The following is a 15,683-nucleotide window of genomic DNA, read 5'->3' on the forward strand; positions in this document are numbered from 1 at the left end:
CCCGGAATTGCGCGTCAAAATCCGCGCTCCTATGCTTTCGTCAAGATCGCGGCCTCTGTGCCTGCCTTGGCAGGTCGTTCGGCGCGATCGGCGACGGTTCGGCGGTTTCGTGCTGCGAGCCTTCGTGGATGCGGTTCGAAGAGCAGGTGAGAGAAGTGGACGACGAAGTCGCCAGCCGGCGCAAGCGCCGCCGCGAGTCCGAGGCCCGCGGCGAGCCAGTGCCCCCGAGCGAGCCTGTGATCGAGGTCCGGTCACCGGTCGCGCGCCGCTCCCGGCGCGGCTGGATCGTCGTGCTGCTCCTCGTCGTGGCGGCGGCCGGCGCGGCCTACTGGCTGCACCCCGTTCAACTGCAGCAGCAAGGCGGCCATCGCGGTGGCGGCCGTTTCGGCGGCGGCGGTCAGGCGCAGCCGGTCGCGGTGGCGCCGGTGACGCAAGCCGATATCCCGATCGTGCTTGAAGCGCTGGGCACCGTCACCTCGCTGTCGACTGTTACTGTGCGCGCGCAGGTCAGCGGCCAGATCACCCAAATCGGGTTCACCGAGGGCCAGAACGTCAAGAAGGGCGATTTCCTCGCCCAGATCGACGACCGCACGCTGAACGCCTCGCTGCATCAGTGGCAGGGTCAGCTTGAGCACGACCAGGCGCTGCTCGCCGACGCCAAGCTCGACCTCGACCGCGACCTCAAGCTCACCTCAAACGCCATCACCCAGCAGGCGGTCGACCTGCAGCGCGCCACCGTCCAGTCCGAGGAAGGCACGGTGATGTCCGACCAGGCGCAGATCGAGTCCGTCCAGGTCAACATCGCCAACAGCCACATCACCGCGCCGGCCGACGGCCGCATCGGCCTGCGTCTCGTCGACCAGGGCAACTACGTCACGCCGGGCGATGCCACCGGCATCGCGGTGATCGCGCAGATGCAGCCGATCTCGGTGCTGTTCTCGCTGCCCGAGGACAGCCTGGCCGAGGTGCTGGAACAGACGCACGGCAACGCCACGCTCAAGGCCACCTTGTTCGACCGCGACGACACCAAGCAGGTGGCCGAAGGCACGCTGCAGACGATCGACAACCAGATCGACCCGACCACCGGCACGGTGAAGCTGCGCGCCGTCTTCCCCAATGCCGACGGCGCGCTCTATCCCAACCAGTTCGTCAATGTGCACCTGCTGGTGCGTACGCTGACCGGCGTCGCCGTGCTGCCCAACGCCGCCATCCAGCATGGCGCGCCGGGCACCTTCGTCTATCAGCTCAACGACGACAACACCGTCTCGGTGAAGACCGTTTCGCTCGGACCGGGCAATGCCACCGTGACGCAGCTCATTTCCGGCCTGCCGCAAGGGGCCAGGGTGGTGATCGACGGCGTCGACCGGCTGAAGGACGGCGCCAAGGTCACGGTGCCCGACAATGCAGCACCGGCCGCGGGCACTGCCACCCCAGCGCAGCCGCAAGCGGGCTCGGGCAGCACGCCTGCCGGCGCTGCGGCCGCCAATACGGCCAATGCGCCCGCCAATCGCGGCAACGCGCCCGCAGCATCGAGCGGCCAGAACGATGGCTCGGCAGGGCAGGGCGCGGACGCGTCGGGCGACGCCTCGGGCAAAAAGCACCATCGCCACCACCGCCGTGACGGCAGCGGCAATGCCGGCGGCGGCAACGGCAGCGATTCCGGCGACAGCCAATGAGCACGCCGAGCGGCCTGGTTTCCAGCTGGCTGAACCCGTCGCGGCCGTTCATCCTGCGGCCGGTGGCCACCACGCTGATCATGGCGACGATCCTGATCGTCGGCATGATCGCCTATCTCTTCCTGCCGCTGTCGGCGCTGCCTGAGGTCGATTACCCGACGATCCAGGTGCAGACCTTCTATCCCGGCGCCAGCCCGGACGTGATGACCACCTCGGTGACGGCGCCGCTCGAGCGCCAGTTCGGCGAGATGCCTGGGCTTGAGCAGATGTCGTCGGGCTCCTCCGCCGGCGCTTCGGTGATCACGCTGCGCTTCAGCCTCGACGTCAGTCTCGACATCGCCGAGCAGGAGGTGCAGGCGGCGATCAATGCCGCCGGCAATCTGATGCCCGCCGACCTGCCGGCGCCGCCGATCTACGCCAAGGTCAATCCAGCCGACGCGCCGATCCTGACGCTGGCGATCACCTCCAAGACGCTGCCGCTCACGCAAGTCGAGAACTATGCCGAGACGCGGCTGGCGCAGAAGATCTCGCAGCTTCCCGGCGTCGGCCTGGTCTCGATCAGCGGCGGCGAGCGGCCGGCCGTGCGCGTGCAGGTCAAGCTCAAGGCGCTCGCCGCCATGGGCCTCAACATCGACGATCTGCGCACCACCATCGGCACGCTCAACGTCAACACGCCGAAGGGCAGTTTCGACGGCCCGGCGCGCTCCTACACCATCAACGCCAACGACCAGGTCAGCGACGCCAAGACCTATGCAGACATGGTCGTCGCCTATCGCAACGGCGCGCCGGTCAGGCTGGGCGAGGTGGCCGACATCATCCAGGGGCCGGAGAATTCGAAGCTGGGCGCCTGGGAAAACCGCACGCCGGCGATCATCCTCAACATCCAGCGCCAGCCGGGCGCCAATGTCATCCGTGTCGTCGATTCGGTGAAGGCGCTTCTGCCGCAACTGCGCGCCGGCCTGCCGGCGGCGCTCAGCGTCGAGCCGCTGACCGACCGCACCACCACCATCCGCGCCTCGGTCGACGACGTCGAGTTCGAGCTGGCGATTGCGGCACTTCTGGTCGTGCTCGTCACCTTCCTGTTCCTGCGCAACATCCCGGCGACGATCATCCCCAGCCTGTCGGTGCCGTTGTCCTTGGTCGGCACTTTCGCGGTCATGTATCTGTGGGGCTTCAGCCTCGACAATCTGTCCTTGATGGCGCTCACCATCGCGTCGGGCTTCGTCATCGACGACGCCATCGTCATGATCGAGAACATCTCGCGCTTCATCGAGCATGGCGACGATCCGGTGACCGCCGCGCTCGAAGGCTCGGCCCAGATCGGCTTCACCATCATCTCGCTCACCGTCTCGCTGATCGCGGTGCTGATCCCGCTCCTCTTCATGGGCGATGTGGTCGGCCGCCTGTTCCACGAATTCGCCATTACGCTCGCCATCGCCATCGTGATTTCGGCAATCGTTTCGCTGACCCTGGTGCCGATGCTATGCGCCCGGCTGCTGAAGCCACCGGCCGAGCGCCAGCCGGGCGCGCTGTCGCGCTGGAGCGAGGGCGCGTTCGAGGCGGTCGCCAATGGCTATGGCGCGGCGCTGCGCTGGGTGCTCGACCGCCAGGCGCTGACCTTGCTGGTCGCGGTCGCGACGCTGGGGCTCACCGTCTATCTCTACATTGTCGTGCCGAAAGGCTTCTTCCCGGTGCAGGACACCGGCGCGATCTCGGCCATCACCGAGGCTGCGGGGTCTTCCTCCTATGCCGACATGGCGGCGCACCAGCAGGCGCTGGCCGACGCGATCCTGAAGGATCCCGATGTCGCCAGCCTGTCGTCCTTCATCGGCGTCGACGGCCAGAACATGACCGCCAACAGCGGCCACATGCTGATCAATCTGAAGCCGCGCGACGAGCGCAGCGACGACGCCAGCACCATCATCCGCAGGCTGGCGCAGGAGACGGCGCAAGTCACCGGGATTGCGCTGCACATGCAGCCGGTGCAGGACCTCACCGTCGATTCCACGATCAGCGCCGGGCAATACCAGTATGTGCTGCAGGATTCCGATCCGGTCGAGTTGGCGGCCTGGACGACGAAGCTGACCGACCGGCTCGCGGCGCTGCCCGAGCTTGCCGATGTGGCGAGCGACGCCGAGCAGAGCGGGCTTGCCGTCGACGTCACCATCGACCGCGCCACCGCCGCGCGCTTCGGCATCACGCCGGCGACCGTCGACAACGCGCTCTACGACGCGTTCGGCCAGCGCATCATCTCGACCATCTTCACCCAGTCGAACGAGTACCGCGTCATCCTCGAGGCCGATCCGTCGGTCGGTCAGACGCCGGCCTCGCTCGGTTCGATCTACCTGCCGTCGTCGAGCGCCGGCCAGGTGCCGCTGTCCTCCATCGCCACGATCACGGTGCGGCAGGCCCCGCTGCTGGTGAACCATCTGGCACAGTTTCCGGCCGCGACCATCTCCTTCAATCTCGCGCCCGGCGCTTCGCTCGGCGACGCCACCGCGGCCATCGCCAAGGCCGAGCAGGACATGCAGCCGCCGGACAGCCTGACGACCGGCTTCGAGGGCGCCGCCCTTGCCCTGCAGAGCTCGCTCTCCAACGAGCTGCTCCTAGTGCTGGCGGCGGTCGCCACTGTCTACGTCGTGCTCGGTGTTCTCTATGAGAGCTTCATCCATCCGCTGACCATTCTCTCGACGCTGCCTTCGGCAACGGTCGGCGCGCTGGTCGCGCTGATGCTGGCCGGCCACGACCTCGATATCATCGGCATCATCGGCATCGTGCTGCTCGTCGGCATCGTCAAGAAGAACGCCATCATGATGATCGACTTCGCGCTGCAGGCCGAGCGCCTGCAAGGCCTGTCGCCGCGCGAGGCGATCTACGAAGCGAGCCTGCTGAGGCTCCGCCCGATCCTGATGACGACGTTTGCCGCGCTCTTCGGCGCGGTGCCGTTGCTGGTCGGCGGCCTCGCCGGCTCGGAACTGCACCAGCCGCTCGGCATCACCATCGTCGGCGGGCTGATCGTCAGCCAGGTGCTGACGCTGTTCACCACGCCGGTGATCTACCTTGCCTTCGACCGTCTGACGCGGCGCGATATGGGCGAAATCGAGCCGCGCCCGAGCAGGCTTCTCCCGTGAACCTCTCGGCGCCGTTCATCGCGCGTCCGGTCGCCACCACGCTTCTGGCGATCGGCCTCGCCGCGGCCGGTTTGATAGGCTATTTCAACCTGCCCGTCGCGCCGCTGCCCAAGGTCGACTTTCCCACTATCTCGGTGCAGGCCTCGATGGCGGGCGCCAGCCCGGACACGATGGCGACCGATGTCGCCGCACCCCTCGAACGCCATCTCGGCCAGATCGCCGGCGTCTCCGAGATGACCTCGCGCTCCAGCACCGGCTCGACAAATGTCGTACTGCAATTCGACCTTGACCGCGATATCAACGGCGCCGCGCGCGACGTGCAGGCGGCGATCAACGCCGCGCGCGCCGACCTGCCGTCGGACCTGCGCAGCAACCCGACCTACCGCAAATACAATCCCGCCGACGCGCCGGTGATGATCCTGGCGCTGACCTCGCGCACGCTCACCCCCGGCCAGCTTTATGACGCCGCCGCCACCGTGCTGCAGCAGCGGCTGTCACAGGTCGAGGGTGTCGGCAATGTCGATCTCGGCGGCTCCTCGCTGCCCGCCGTGCGCGTCGAACTCAACCCCGGCGCGCTGTTCCACTACGGCATCGGCCTGGAGGATGTGCGCGCCGCCCTTGCCTCGGCCAATGCGCGCAGCCCGAAAGGTTTTCAGGAAGACGGCGCACTGCGCTACCAGCTCTACACCAACGACCAGGCAAGCCATGCCGCCGATTTCCGCGACCTGGTCATCGCCTGGCGCAACAATGCGGCGGTCAAGCTGCGCGACATCGCCGATGTCGAGGACTCAATCGAGGACGTGCGCAATCTCGGCCTCGCCAATGGCGTGCCGGCGGTGCTGCTCGTGCTCTACCGCGAGCCCAACGCCAACATCATCGACACGGTCGACCGCATCCGCGCGCTGATCCCCACGCTGCAGGCTTCGGTCCCGGCCGATGCGCAGTTGAGCATCGCGACCGACGGCTCCACCACCATTCGCGGCTCGCTGCACGACACCGAGCTGACGCTGGTGCTGGCGGTGCTTTTGGTCGTGGCGGTGGTGTTCTGCTTCCTGCGTGACTGGCGCGCCGCACTGATCCCCAGCGTCGCGCTGGTGGTGTCGATACTCGGCACCTTCGGCGCGATGTACCTGCTCGGCTTCACGCTCGACAATCTGTCGCTGATGGCGCTCACCATCGCCACCGGCTTCGTCGTCGACGACGCCATCGTGGTGCTGGAAAACATCATGCGCCACATCGAGGATGGCATGCCGCGCGGCAAGGCGGCACTGGTCGGCGCGCAGGAGGTCGGCTTCACGGTGTTGTCGATGAGCGCCTCGCTGGTCGCCGTCTTCCTGCCGATCCTGTTGATGGGCGGCATACTCGGCCGCCTGTTCCAGGAGTTCGCCCTGACGCTCTCGCTGTCGATCGCGATCTCGCTGGTGCTGTCGCTGACGGTGACGCCGATGATGTGCGCGCATTTCCTGCGCAAGGGCGCCGCCGCTTCGCCAAGCCGCTCCGTCCTGGCCCGCTTCGGCGAAAGCGTCTTCGAACGTGTTCGCGCGGCATATGGCCGTTCGCTCGCCTGGTCGCTGGACAATGGCGGCATCATGCTTGTCGTGCTTCTCGCCACTGTCGTCTTCAATGTCTATCTCTATACCATCGTGCCGAAAGGCTTCTTCCCGCAGCAGGACACCGGCGAGCTGATCGGCGGCTTGCGCGCCGACCAGGCGATCTCCTTCCAGCTGATGCGGCAGAAATTCGAGCAGCTGGAAGCGATCCTGAAGGCCGATCCGGCGGTGCAGAATGTCGTCGGCTATATTGGCGGCCGGCAGACCAATTCCGGCTTCGTCCAGGTCGCGCTGAAGCCGAAGGGCGAGCGCGCGCCGCTGCAGGTCGTGCTGACCAGGCTGCGCGCGCAGCTTGGGCAATTGCCGGGCGCCCAGCTCTTCCTCAACCCGCGTCAGGAAATCAGGGTTGGCGGACGCCAGAGCCTCGCCACCTATCAGTATACGCTGCAGGCCGACGCCGTCGCCGACCTCGACGCGTGGGTGCCAAAGCTGGTTGATCTCTTGAAGCAGGCGCCGGAGCTCACCGACGTCAATTCGGACCGCGACGAGGCCGGGCTCGAGACCAACATCACCGTCGACCGCGAAAGCGCCGCAAGGCTCGGCCTGACGCCCGCCAGCATCGACGCCACGCTCTACGACGCCTTCGGTCAGCGCCAGGTGTCGACGATCTTCAACGCCCGCAACCAGTACCATGTCGTGATGGAGGTGGCGCCGCGCTATCTGCAGGACCCGAGCGCGCTCAACGGCATCTATGTCAGCACCGCGGGCGCCACGGCGAGCGGCACGCAGCAGACCAACGCGCTGGCCGGCAGCCTGAACAGTTCGCTGCAGAACCAGGCGAACAATGCCATTGCCGTCACCGGCCATGGCAGCGCCTCCAGCGGCGCCGCCGTCAGCACGTCATCCGAGACGATGGTGCCGCTCTCCGCCTTCAGCACCTACGGCCCGGCGACCATGCCTTTGTCGGTCAACCACCAGGGCCATTTCGTCGCCACGACGATCTCCTTCAACCTCGCCGACGGCGCGACGCTCGGCGACGCTTCGGCCGCGATCGACCGCGCCATGGCCGAGTTGAAGATGCCGGTGACGATCCACGGCGCGCTGGCCGGCACCGCGCTCGCCTTCCGTGCCAACCTGCTCAACGAATTGCTTTTGATCGCCGCGGCTTTAGCCACGATCTATGTCGTGCTCGGCGTGCTCTACGAAAGCTATGTGCATCCGATCACCATCCTGTCGACATTGCCTTCCGCCGGCATCGGTGCGCTGCTCGCGCTCATCGTCACCGGCATGGAGTTTGACGTAATCTCGCTGATCGGCATCATCCTGTTGATCGGCATCGTCAAGAAGAACGCCATCATGATGATCGACATGGCGCTGCAGGCCGAACGCCAGGAGGGGCTCTCGGCCCGCGCGGCCATCCACAAGGCGAGCGTCCAGCGCTTCCGGCCGATCATGATGACGACCTTTGCCGCATTGCTCGGCGCGTTGCCGCTGGCGATCGAGACCGGCACCGGCGCTGAACTGCGCCAGCCGCTCGGCGCGGCAATCGTCGGCGGCCTGATCGTGTCGCAACTGCTGACGCTCTACACCACGCCGGTCGTCTACCTCTATCTCGACCGGCTGAGCGTCCGCAAACCCTCGCTGCGGCTCGCGCCGGCAGAATAGCTACCCGCCAGCGATGCGCCGGTGCACCCGGCCGAGGCTCTCGGCGAAGGCTTCGAACGCGCCGCGCTCGGTCAGTTCGCGCAGCACCTGCTCGTTGATGCCGCCGCGCGTCGCATAATCCTGCGCAAGATGCATGAAGTCGGCGTTCGGCATAGTGTCCGGCGCATTGGCCAGCGCCTTGTAGATGCTGGTGATGTAGTCGCGGGCCTTGTCGCCAGCCACGCCTTGGCTGCGCACCCAGGCATGGATCGTATCGAGATATTTGAAATAGCTGGCGTAGGTCGCGGTGACGACGGTGAGTGCGTCGAACTCGCTCTGATCCTCGACCTCGATCACGCCGCCCAGCCGGCTGAAGAAAGCCGCCACGATCGGGTCCGGCGGGCAGACAAGCGTCGCGCCCTGCAGGCGCGCGATCATCGGCATAGGCAGCGCCTTGCCGACACGCGCCGCCGGCGCGACCAGGGAGGCGATCTCCTCGCGCGAGATGGTGGCGATCAGGCTGACGACGTGATGGCCCGGCCGGAACCGCAATTCCCCCAGCACCTCGCGCGCGATCTGCGGCCGCACCGCCAGCATGACGGTGTCGCATTGGTCGAGCACGGCCTGGTTGTCGGCGGCGACGCGCACATCGGGAAAGCGCTGGGCGAGGTCGGCGGCGATCTCTTCGTTGCGCGGTGAGACCGCCACCGGCGTCGTCTCGCCCGGCAGCGATTTCAGCCCGGTGACGATCGCCGAGCTCAACGCGCCCGTGCCGACAAAGCCAAGTCTCATGGAAGTTTCGCCCCTGTTTCGAATTGCCGCCGACAATAGCGACGGTTCCGTTGCCGGCAAGGGGAGGGTAGGTCTCGACCCGGATCGCGCCTCGAAGGCCGCCACGTCGTTACGTGCAGTTAAGGACGGGCCGATACATTACGCCGCGTCCGACTGGGGGAATGTGGCCGTGAGCCAGCGCGCCTTCATCGCTTTGCTCGTCCTGCTGGCAGTGCTTGTCGCACTGTCGGCGACGCCTTTTCCAGGCGCGCTGATCGGCTTCCTGTTCGGCATCACCATCGCCTTCTTCGTCGCCGGGCCGGTCATGCTGATCGGCAAGCTGCTTGAAAATGCCGGCGTTCCGGTATCCGGCGAGGCGGCCTTGTGGATGCTGGGCGGGCTTTATGCGTTGCTCGTCGTCTTTGCGGCGTTCCAGATCTGGCGTCGGCTTCAACGCCAGGAACCCGACCAGGCGCGCTCCGCGGGACTGCGGCTGGCGCTGCTGATTGCATTGCCCTCGATCGCCTGGCTATCCGTCAACGCGATGCAGGATGCCTGGCCATAAGGCCGTCGCGACGCCTGCCACGACGGCCTCGCTTCAGGCTTCAGTGCTTCGGCCCGAAGCCCGGATAGGGGCTGAGCGGCACGACCGCGGCTATGTCCATCATGCCGGCCTCGATCAACGGCAGGGTGGCGAGATGGCCGCGCACTTCCTTCTCATCGGCCGCCTCGAGCATCATGCCGCTGCCGGGAATGTCGCCGCGGTTCCAGATCTGGCGCACCGCGCCTTGCGCATAGAGCGTCTTGCGCTGCTCGGCTTCGTTGGGCAGCAGCGGCGCGAAATCGGCGTCGCTGAACTTCTGGGTGTTGCGGGTGAGAAGAGCAAAGAACTGCATGGCGGTCTCCTGTTTTGGCCGGGTTGATGCCCGAGATATCGCGCCGTCTGGCCAGACTGTCCAAGACTGATTAGGCTATAGTTGAGACCTATCGAGACTGATTGGGAAAAAGATGCTGGACCTGCGCCAAATCCGTTATTTCGTCGCCGTCGCCGAGGCAGGCAATGTCGGCCGCGCGGCCGAGCAGTTGCATATCTCGCAGTCGCCCTTGAGCCGGCAGATCATGCAGTTGGAGGAGCAGCTCGGCGTCACGCTGTTCGAGCGGGCGAAGCAGCGCGTCCATCTCAACGCCGAGGGCAGGGCCTTCCTTGCCGAAGCTCGTGACTTACTGGCCAACGCCGCGCGGCTGGAGGAACTCGGCCGCAACCTCGCCAGCGGCGCTGCCGGCAGCCTCGCCATCGGCTATGTCGAAGGCGCGGTGCATTCGGGGTTGGTCGCGCAGATGCTGCGCGATTTTCGCCGTGCGCGGCCGGATTTCCATCTGCAACTGCGCAGCCGCCGAACGGCGGCACAGTTCGAAGATTTGCGGCAGCGAGCCCTCGATCTCGGCTTCATCTATGCTTCGGTGCCGGAAGGCGACCCCGACCTTGAAAGCATGCTGGTGCGGCGCGAGCCGCTGGTGCTGGCGATGCCCGAGGCCGATCCGCTGGTCGATGTCGCCGAAATCGCGCCCGGCGACCTCGACGGTCGCGTCTGGATCACCGTCGTGCGCCAGCCCGGCGACACCAACCGCGCGCAGTTCCTGGCGGCCTGCGTCGAGTCCGGCTTCGTGCCCGACATCGCCTACGAGACCAACGACCCCTTGACCTCGCTCGGCCTGGTCAGCGCCGGCCTCGGCCTGGCAACGGTGCAGGAGAGCCTGCGCAGCGCGGCGCCCCCCGGCGTGGTCTTCCGCGACCTGCCCTGGTTCAAGCGCAGCGTGTCGATCCATCTGGCGTGGCGAAGGCAGGATCGGCGGGCGGTGATTGGGGATTTGCGGAGGGCGGTAAGTAGGGGAGTAGGGGAGTAGGGGAAAGCATTTCCAAGTGCTGTTTTACGGCTTCCCAAACATACTCCCTTACTCCCCTATTCCCTTACTCCCCTAATTCACATCTTATCGATCACCGCCCTGACCCCCTCCGTCGGCGCATCGACGGACGATCCCGCCACCATGATGGTGGCGACGATGGCTTCGGGGTCGTTGACCACCAGCGGTTTCACCCGCTGCGCGGTGTGGATGAAGCCCTCGGCCGACATGTGCTCGATCAGCGCCAGCATCGGATCCCAGAAACCCTTGACGTTGGCGAAGACCATCGGTTTGCGGTGGTGGCCGAGCTGTGCCCAGGTCATGATCTCGACGATCTCCTCGACTGTGCCGATGCCGCCCGGCAGCGCCACAAAGGCGTCGGATTTTTCGAACATGATGTGCTTGCGCTCATGCATGTTGTCGGTGATCAGCAACTCGTCGAGCTTGTCGAGCGCATTCTCGGTCGCTTCCTTGTTAATCAGGAAGCGCGGGATGATGCCGGTGACCTTGCCGCCGGCCTTGAGCGCGCCCTCGGCGACGGCGCCCATGATGCCCTTTGTGCCGCCGCCATAGACAAGGCGCAGTCCGGATTTGGCGAGAGAGCGGCCGAGGGTGTGGCCGGCCTTGATATAAGCCTCATCGCGGCCGGGAGACGAACCGCAATAGACGCAGACGGATCGAATCGTGTTCATGGCGATGATTGGTTATAGCGCTGGTTGGCGCGGTCAAGTACGGGCAAGGGCTTTTTCTTGTCGGACTCAGCAAAACACGCTAGACCGGCGTTAGGTGGCTAAGGGGGCAACACAGAATTATGGCTATCAATCCTTCTAAGGCGTTTTTGTTCGCGGCAGGCGGCGTTGTCGTCGTCGCGGCGGTCGCCTACGGGTCCGGCGCGCTCGATCCGTATATCAACCAGAGGCCGGCGCAGATCGCGGCACTTCCGCAAGGCGACACGAAACCGGCCCAGTCCGCCAGCACCTCGACCGAGGCGCGCCTGCCTCAGGCGCCGGCCAACACGATGGCGCCCGCGAACACGATGGCGCCGGCCAACAACACCATGGCGCCCGCAAACAACGCAATGGCCCCCGCAAACACCATGGCGCCGGCGAAACCCGCGGTGGCGCCGGCCAATGGCGAGACGGCTTCAGCCGCGCCGCCGCCTGCCGCTGCAGTCGGCCCAACGCTGCCGACCTTCGACGTGGTGCGTGTCGAAAGCAACGGTTCGATCGTGGTTGCAGGCACGGCCGCGCCCAACGCCAAGGTCGAGATCCTGAACGGCGGCACCGTGCTCGGCTCGACCGATTCCGGCCCCGACGGCGCCTTCGCCATCGTGCTCGACGATCCGCTGAAGCCCGGCGACTACACAATCACCTTGCGTCAGACGGTCGGGGGCACCGCCATCGCCTCGGCCCAGACCGCCGTCGTCTCGGTGCCGCAGAGCCCGACCGGTCAGGTGCTGGCCATGGTCGAGGAGCCGGGCAAGGCTTCGCAACTGATCACCGTCCCGCAGGCCGAGACCAAGCCCGCCGCGCCGGCTGCCACCGACCAGGCGGCCGCGCCGGCTGGCCAGGCTCCGGCAACGACAGCTCCGGCGACGACGACCCCGGTCGCATCGGGCACTGCAGCGGCGCCCGCAGCCACGGCAGCGCCGGCTGCAACCGCTCCGGCCGCGACTGCGCCCGCCGCAGCGGCCGAGCCCAAGATTGCCGTCGAGGCGGTCGAGATCGACGGCAGCAAGATCTTCGTCGCCGGCACCGCCGATCCCGGCCGCAAGGTGCGCGCCTATGCCGACGCCATCCTGCTCGGCGATGCCAAGACCTCGCCCGACGGCCATTTCCTGATCGAGGCGAACCGCGACATCCCGGTCGGCAACTACACCATCCATGTCGATGGTCTCGACAGTGACGGCGTCAAGGTTGTCGCACGCGCCGCCGTGCCGTTCGAGCGCGAGCCCGGCGAATCGGTCGCCGCCGTCGCGCCGACTGAAAGCAAGCCTGCTGAAACCAAGACCGCCGACGCCACGCAGCCAACGCAGGCCAAGCCTGCGGACGCGCCGGCAGCGGATGCCAAGCCGGCCGAAGCGCCTGCTGCCGCGACCGCTGCTCCGGCTGCCGCTGAGGCCAAGCCCTCCGACACCACTGCGCAGGCTGCCGCGACCGCCGAAGCCGCCAAGCCCGCTCCTGCCGCCGAGGCTCCGGCCAAGGTTGCGGAAGCGGCGCCCGCGGCCGACGTGCCCGAGACGGTCGCGCCGAAGCTCGAGCACGCCGACGGCGCCGTCATCATCCGCCGCAACGACACGCTCTGGCGCATCTCGCGCCGCGTCTATGGCCATGGCGTGCGCTATTCGACCATCTACCTCGCCAACCAGGACCAGATCCGCGACCCGGACCGCATCTGGCCGGGCCAGGTCTTCAAGGTGCCGTCCAAGTCCAAGGAGGGCGAGGACGCCGACATGAAGGCGATGGGCGAGCAGATGACCACGGCGCCGACCAAGACGGAGTAGGGACTGGCGATTAGCCAATCTCCTCGCTCGTGGGGAAGATGCCCGGCAGGGCAGAGGGGGGCGCCGTCCCGCCGACATCTCAATCTACCCATCCGCCTAGCTTGCCCCATCCCGTTTCATCGTCTATCGCCGATGGACGATGACCGAATCCCCCGAAAGCCGCGCCATGGCGCTGCGCCTGGCAGCGCTGTCGCATCCGGCGCGCATCGAGATCCTGAAACGCCTCTCGGCCAGCGCCTGCTGCTCCTGCCGTGAGGTGGTCGACCATCTCGACCTTGCCCAGTCGACCGTGTCGCAGCATCTAAAAGTGCTGGTCGATGCCGGGCTGGTCCGCTTCGAGGCCGATCGGCAGCGCTCGCGCTATGCGGTCGACCATTCCGCGCTTGCCGGCGTCTCCGCCTCGCTCACCGACCTCGTCAACTCCTGCTGCCCCAGCTTCTCACCCAAAAGGCAAGACTAGTGGCCGAAAAGACCGTATCCGCCGAAGCCGGCACCCTCACCACACTGCGCAACCTGTGGCCCTATATGTGGCCGGCCGAGCGCGCCGATCTCCGGGCACGCGTCACCTGGGCGACGCTGCTTTTGGTCGTCGCCAAGCTGACGCTGGTCGCCGGTCCCTATTTCTTCAAATGGGCGACCGACGCGCTGGCGCACGCCGCCAAAACGCCGCCGCCGCTGCCTTCCTTCCTGCTGGCGCCGGTGGCGCTGGTCATCGCCTACAACGTGCTGCGTCTGGTCCAACTCGGCTTCAACCAGTTGCGCGATGCGCTGTTTGCCCGCGTCGGCCAATATGCCGTGCGCCAGCTCGCCTTCCGCACCTTCGTCCACATGCACCAGCTGTCGCTGCGCTTCCATCTCGAGCGCCGCACCGGCGGCCTGTCGCGCATCATCGAGCGCGGCACCAAGGGCATCGAGACGATCGTGCGCTTCATCATGCTGAACACGGCGCCGACCATCCTCGAATTCGCGCTGACCGCCGGCATCTTCGCCTTCACCTATGGCTGGAAATATGTCGCCGTGGTCGCGCTCACCGTGTGGTTCTACGTCTGGTTCACCGTCAGGGCCAGCGACTGGCGCATCTCGATCCGCCGCGACATGAACGACAGCGACACCGACGCCAACACCAAGGCGATCGACTCGCTGCTCAACTTCGAGACGGTCAAATACTTCACCAACGAGGCCATGGAGGCCGAGCGCTTCGACCGCTCGATGGCGCGCTACGAGGTCGCCGCGACCAAGACCTGGACGTCGCTCGGCTGGCTGAATTTCGGCCAGGGCCTCATCTTCGGGCTCGGCACCGTCGTCGTCATGTGCATGTCGGCGCTGGAGGTGCAGGCGGGCACGCAGACGGTGGGCGACTTCGTCTTCATCAACGCCATGCTGATCCAGCTTTCGGTGCCGCTCAACTTCATCGGCTTCATCTACCGCGAAATCCGGCAAGGATTGACCGACATCGAGCACATGTTCGACCTGCTCGACGTGCCGCAGGAGATCGTCGACAAGCTGGACGCCAAGCCGCTGCAAGTCGGCCCCGGCAAGGTCGAGTTCCGCGACGTGCATTTCTCCTATGATGCGAACCGCAAGATCCTGAAGGGCGTGTCCTTCGAGGTGCCGGCCGGCAAGACGGTGGCGATCGTCGGTCCGTCCGGCGCCGGCAAGTCGACCATCTCGCGCCTTTTGTTCCGCTTCTACGACGTGCAGTCCGGCCAGGTGCTGATCGACGGCCAGGACATCCGCGATGTCACGCAGGAGAGCCTGCGCGCGGTGCTCGGCATGGTGCCGCAGGACACGGTGCTGTTCAACGACACCATTGCCTACAACATACGCTACGGCCGCGTCGGCGCCTGCGAGGAGGACGTGCGCAAGGCCGCCGAGCTCGCCCAGATCGGTCCGTTCATCGACAAGCTGCCCGAAGGCTACCGCTCGATGGTCGGCGAGCGCGGCCTGAAGCTCTCCGGCGGCGAAAAGCAGCGCGTGGCGATCGCCCGCACCATCCTCAAGGCACCGCCGATCCTGATGCTGGACGAGGCGACCTCGGCGCTCGACAGCCACACCGAGCAGGAGATCCAGGCGGCCCTCGACCAGGTCAGTAAAGGCCGCACCACCATCGTCATTGCCCACCGCCTGTCGACGGTGGTCTCGGCCGACGAGATCATCGTCTTGAAGGACGGCCAGATCGCCGAACGCGGTACCCATGCGGCGCTGCTCGCCAAGCACGGCCTCTACGCCTCGATGTGGGACCGCCAGCGCGAAGCGACCGAAGCCGAAGAGCGCCTGCGCATCGCCCGCGAGAGCGACGAGCTTGGCGTGATTGTGCGCAGAAGAACGGCGGAGGTGAGCTGAGGCCTCTCCCTTCTCCCCTTGTGGGAGAAGGTGGATCGGCGCGCAGCGCCGAGACGGATGAGGGGTGTTCCAGGGAACACCAACGCCTCACTCCGCTGGAACACCCCTTGTGTGTTTGGAATCGTGCATTGTTGAGGGTGCCACGGACCAGGTGCTTGCCTGA

11 protein-coding genes are annotated in these 15,683 nt (G+C 66.5%); 8 read left to right on the forward strand and 3 right to left on the reverse strand.

Going from position 1 to position 15,683, the window contains the following annotated elements; all coding sequences use genetic code 11:
- Positions 1-155: 155 nt before the first annotated feature.
- From FJ988_RS28440 to FJ988_RS28450, 3 genes are read left to right on the forward strand one after another with little or no spacing between them, the layout of a single operon-like run.
- On the forward strand, positions 156-1,676 hold the full coding sequence (locus FJ988_RS28440; RefSeq protein ID WP_246688685.1) for an efflux RND transporter periplasmic adaptor subunit: 1,521 nt from the start codon (positions 156-158) through the stop codon (positions 1,674-1,676).
- Between the two features lie 29 nt (positions 1,677-1,705).
- Entirely contained in the window at positions 1,706-4,807 is a 3,102-nt protein-coding gene (locus tag FJ988_RS28445) for a multidrug efflux RND transporter permease subunit (protein WP_140822326.1), read from the forward strand.
- Entirely contained in the window at positions 4,804-8,022 is a 3,219-nt protein-coding gene (locus tag FJ988_RS28450; protein WP_140822296.1) for an efflux RND transporter permease subunit, read from the forward strand. Before FJ988_RS28445 ends, FJ988_RS28450 begins: the two co-directional genes overlap by 4 nt.
- Here the strand turns inward: FJ988_RS28450 and FJ988_RS28455 are convergent, their stop codons facing one another.
- Positions 8,023-8,793, reverse strand: coding sequence for a pyrroline-5-carboxylate reductase (locus FJ988_RS28455; RefSeq protein WP_140822298.1), 771 nt, complete (start codon positions 8,791-8,793; stop codon positions 8,023-8,025).
- Here FJ988_RS28455 and FJ988_RS28460 point away from each other — a divergent pair.
- A complete protein-coding gene (locus FJ988_RS28460; protein ID WP_140822300.1) occupies positions 8,744-9,337 on the forward strand; it encodes a hypothetical protein in 594 nt (197 codons plus the stop codon). The genes FJ988_RS28455 and FJ988_RS28460 overlap by 50 nt on opposite strands.
- A 40-nt stretch (positions 9,338-9,377) precedes the next feature.
- On the opposite strand, the gene FJ988_RS28465 is transcribed toward FJ988_RS28460, so the two are convergent.
- Positions 9,378-9,668 (reverse strand): muconolactone Delta-isomerase family protein, encoded by a 291-nt coding sequence (locus tag FJ988_RS28465; protein WP_140822302.1) that lies wholly within the window; start codon positions 9,666-9,668, stop codon positions 9,378-9,380.
- A 112-nt stretch (positions 9,669-9,780) separates the two neighbouring features.
- Between FJ988_RS28465 and FJ988_RS28470 the strand changes: the two genes are divergently transcribed.
- Positions 9,781-10,677, forward strand: coding sequence for a LysR substrate-binding domain-containing protein (locus tag FJ988_RS28470; protein WP_140822304.1), 897 nt, complete (start codon positions 9,781-9,783; stop codon positions 10,675-10,677).
- Between the two features lie 77 nt (positions 10,678-10,754).
- On the opposite strand, the gene FJ988_RS28475 is transcribed toward FJ988_RS28470, so the two are convergent.
- Positions 10,755-11,366, reverse strand: a complete 612-nt coding sequence (locus FJ988_RS28475; protein ID WP_140822306.1) for a TIGR00730 family Rossman fold protein — start codon at positions 11,364-11,366, stop codon at positions 10,755-10,757.
- Between the two features lie 119 nt (positions 11,367-11,485).
- On the opposite strand from FJ988_RS28475, the gene FJ988_RS28480 reads away from it, so the two are divergent.
- The 3 genes from FJ988_RS28480 (at position 11,486) to FJ988_RS28490 (ending at position 15,520) form a co-directional block, all read left to right on the forward strand.
- Positions 11,486-13,177, forward strand: a complete 1,692-nt coding sequence (locus tag FJ988_RS28480; RefSeq protein WP_140822308.1) for a LysM peptidoglycan-binding domain-containing protein — start codon at positions 11,486-11,488, stop codon at positions 13,175-13,177.
- Positions 13,178-13,316: 139 nt separating this feature from the next.
- Positions 13,317-13,637 (forward strand): helix-turn-helix transcriptional regulator, encoded by a 321-nt coding sequence (locus FJ988_RS28485; protein WP_140822310.1) that lies wholly within the window; start codon positions 13,317-13,319, stop codon positions 13,635-13,637.
- Complete coding sequence (locus tag FJ988_RS28490) at positions 13,637-15,520, forward strand: ABC transporter ATP-binding protein/permease (protein WP_140822312.1); 1,884 nt, start codon at positions 13,637-13,639, stop codon at positions 15,518-15,520. The genes FJ988_RS28485 and FJ988_RS28490 overlap by 1 nt, the downstream gene beginning before the upstream one ends.
- Positions 15,521-15,683: the final 163 nt, after the last annotated feature.

Source organism: Mesorhizobium sp. CU3 (genome assembly GCF_006442965.1).
GTDB lineage: Bacteria > Pseudomonadota > Alphaproteobacteria > Rhizobiales > Rhizobiaceae > Mesorhizobium.

Excerpts from the sequence above, each read along its gene's own strand:
- FJ988_RS28475 (WP_140822306.1), bottom strand. The coding sequence starts at position 11,366 with ATGAACACGATTCGATCCGTCTGCGTCTATTGCGGTTCGTCTCCCGGC.
- FJ988_RS28480 (WP_140822308.1), top strand. The coding sequence starts at position 11,486 with ATGGCTATCAATCCTTCTAAGGCGTTTTTGTTCGCGGCAGGCGGCGTT.
- FJ988_RS28485 (WP_140822310.1), top strand. The coding sequence starts at position 13,317 with ATGACCGAATCCCCCGAAAGCCGCGCCATGGCGCTGCGCCTGGCAGCG.
- FJ988_RS28455 (WP_140822298.1), bottom strand. The coding sequence starts at position 8,793 with ATGAGACTTGGCTTTGTCGGCACGGGCGCGTTGAGCTCGGCGATCGTC.
- FJ988_RS28465 (WP_140822302.1), bottom strand. The coding sequence starts at position 9,668 with ATGCAGTTCTTTGCTCTTCTCACCCGCAACACCCAGAAGTTCAGCGAC.
- FJ988_RS28470 (WP_140822304.1), top strand. The coding sequence starts at position 9,781 with ATGCTGGACCTGCGCCAAATCCGTTATTTCGTCGCCGTCGCCGAGGCA.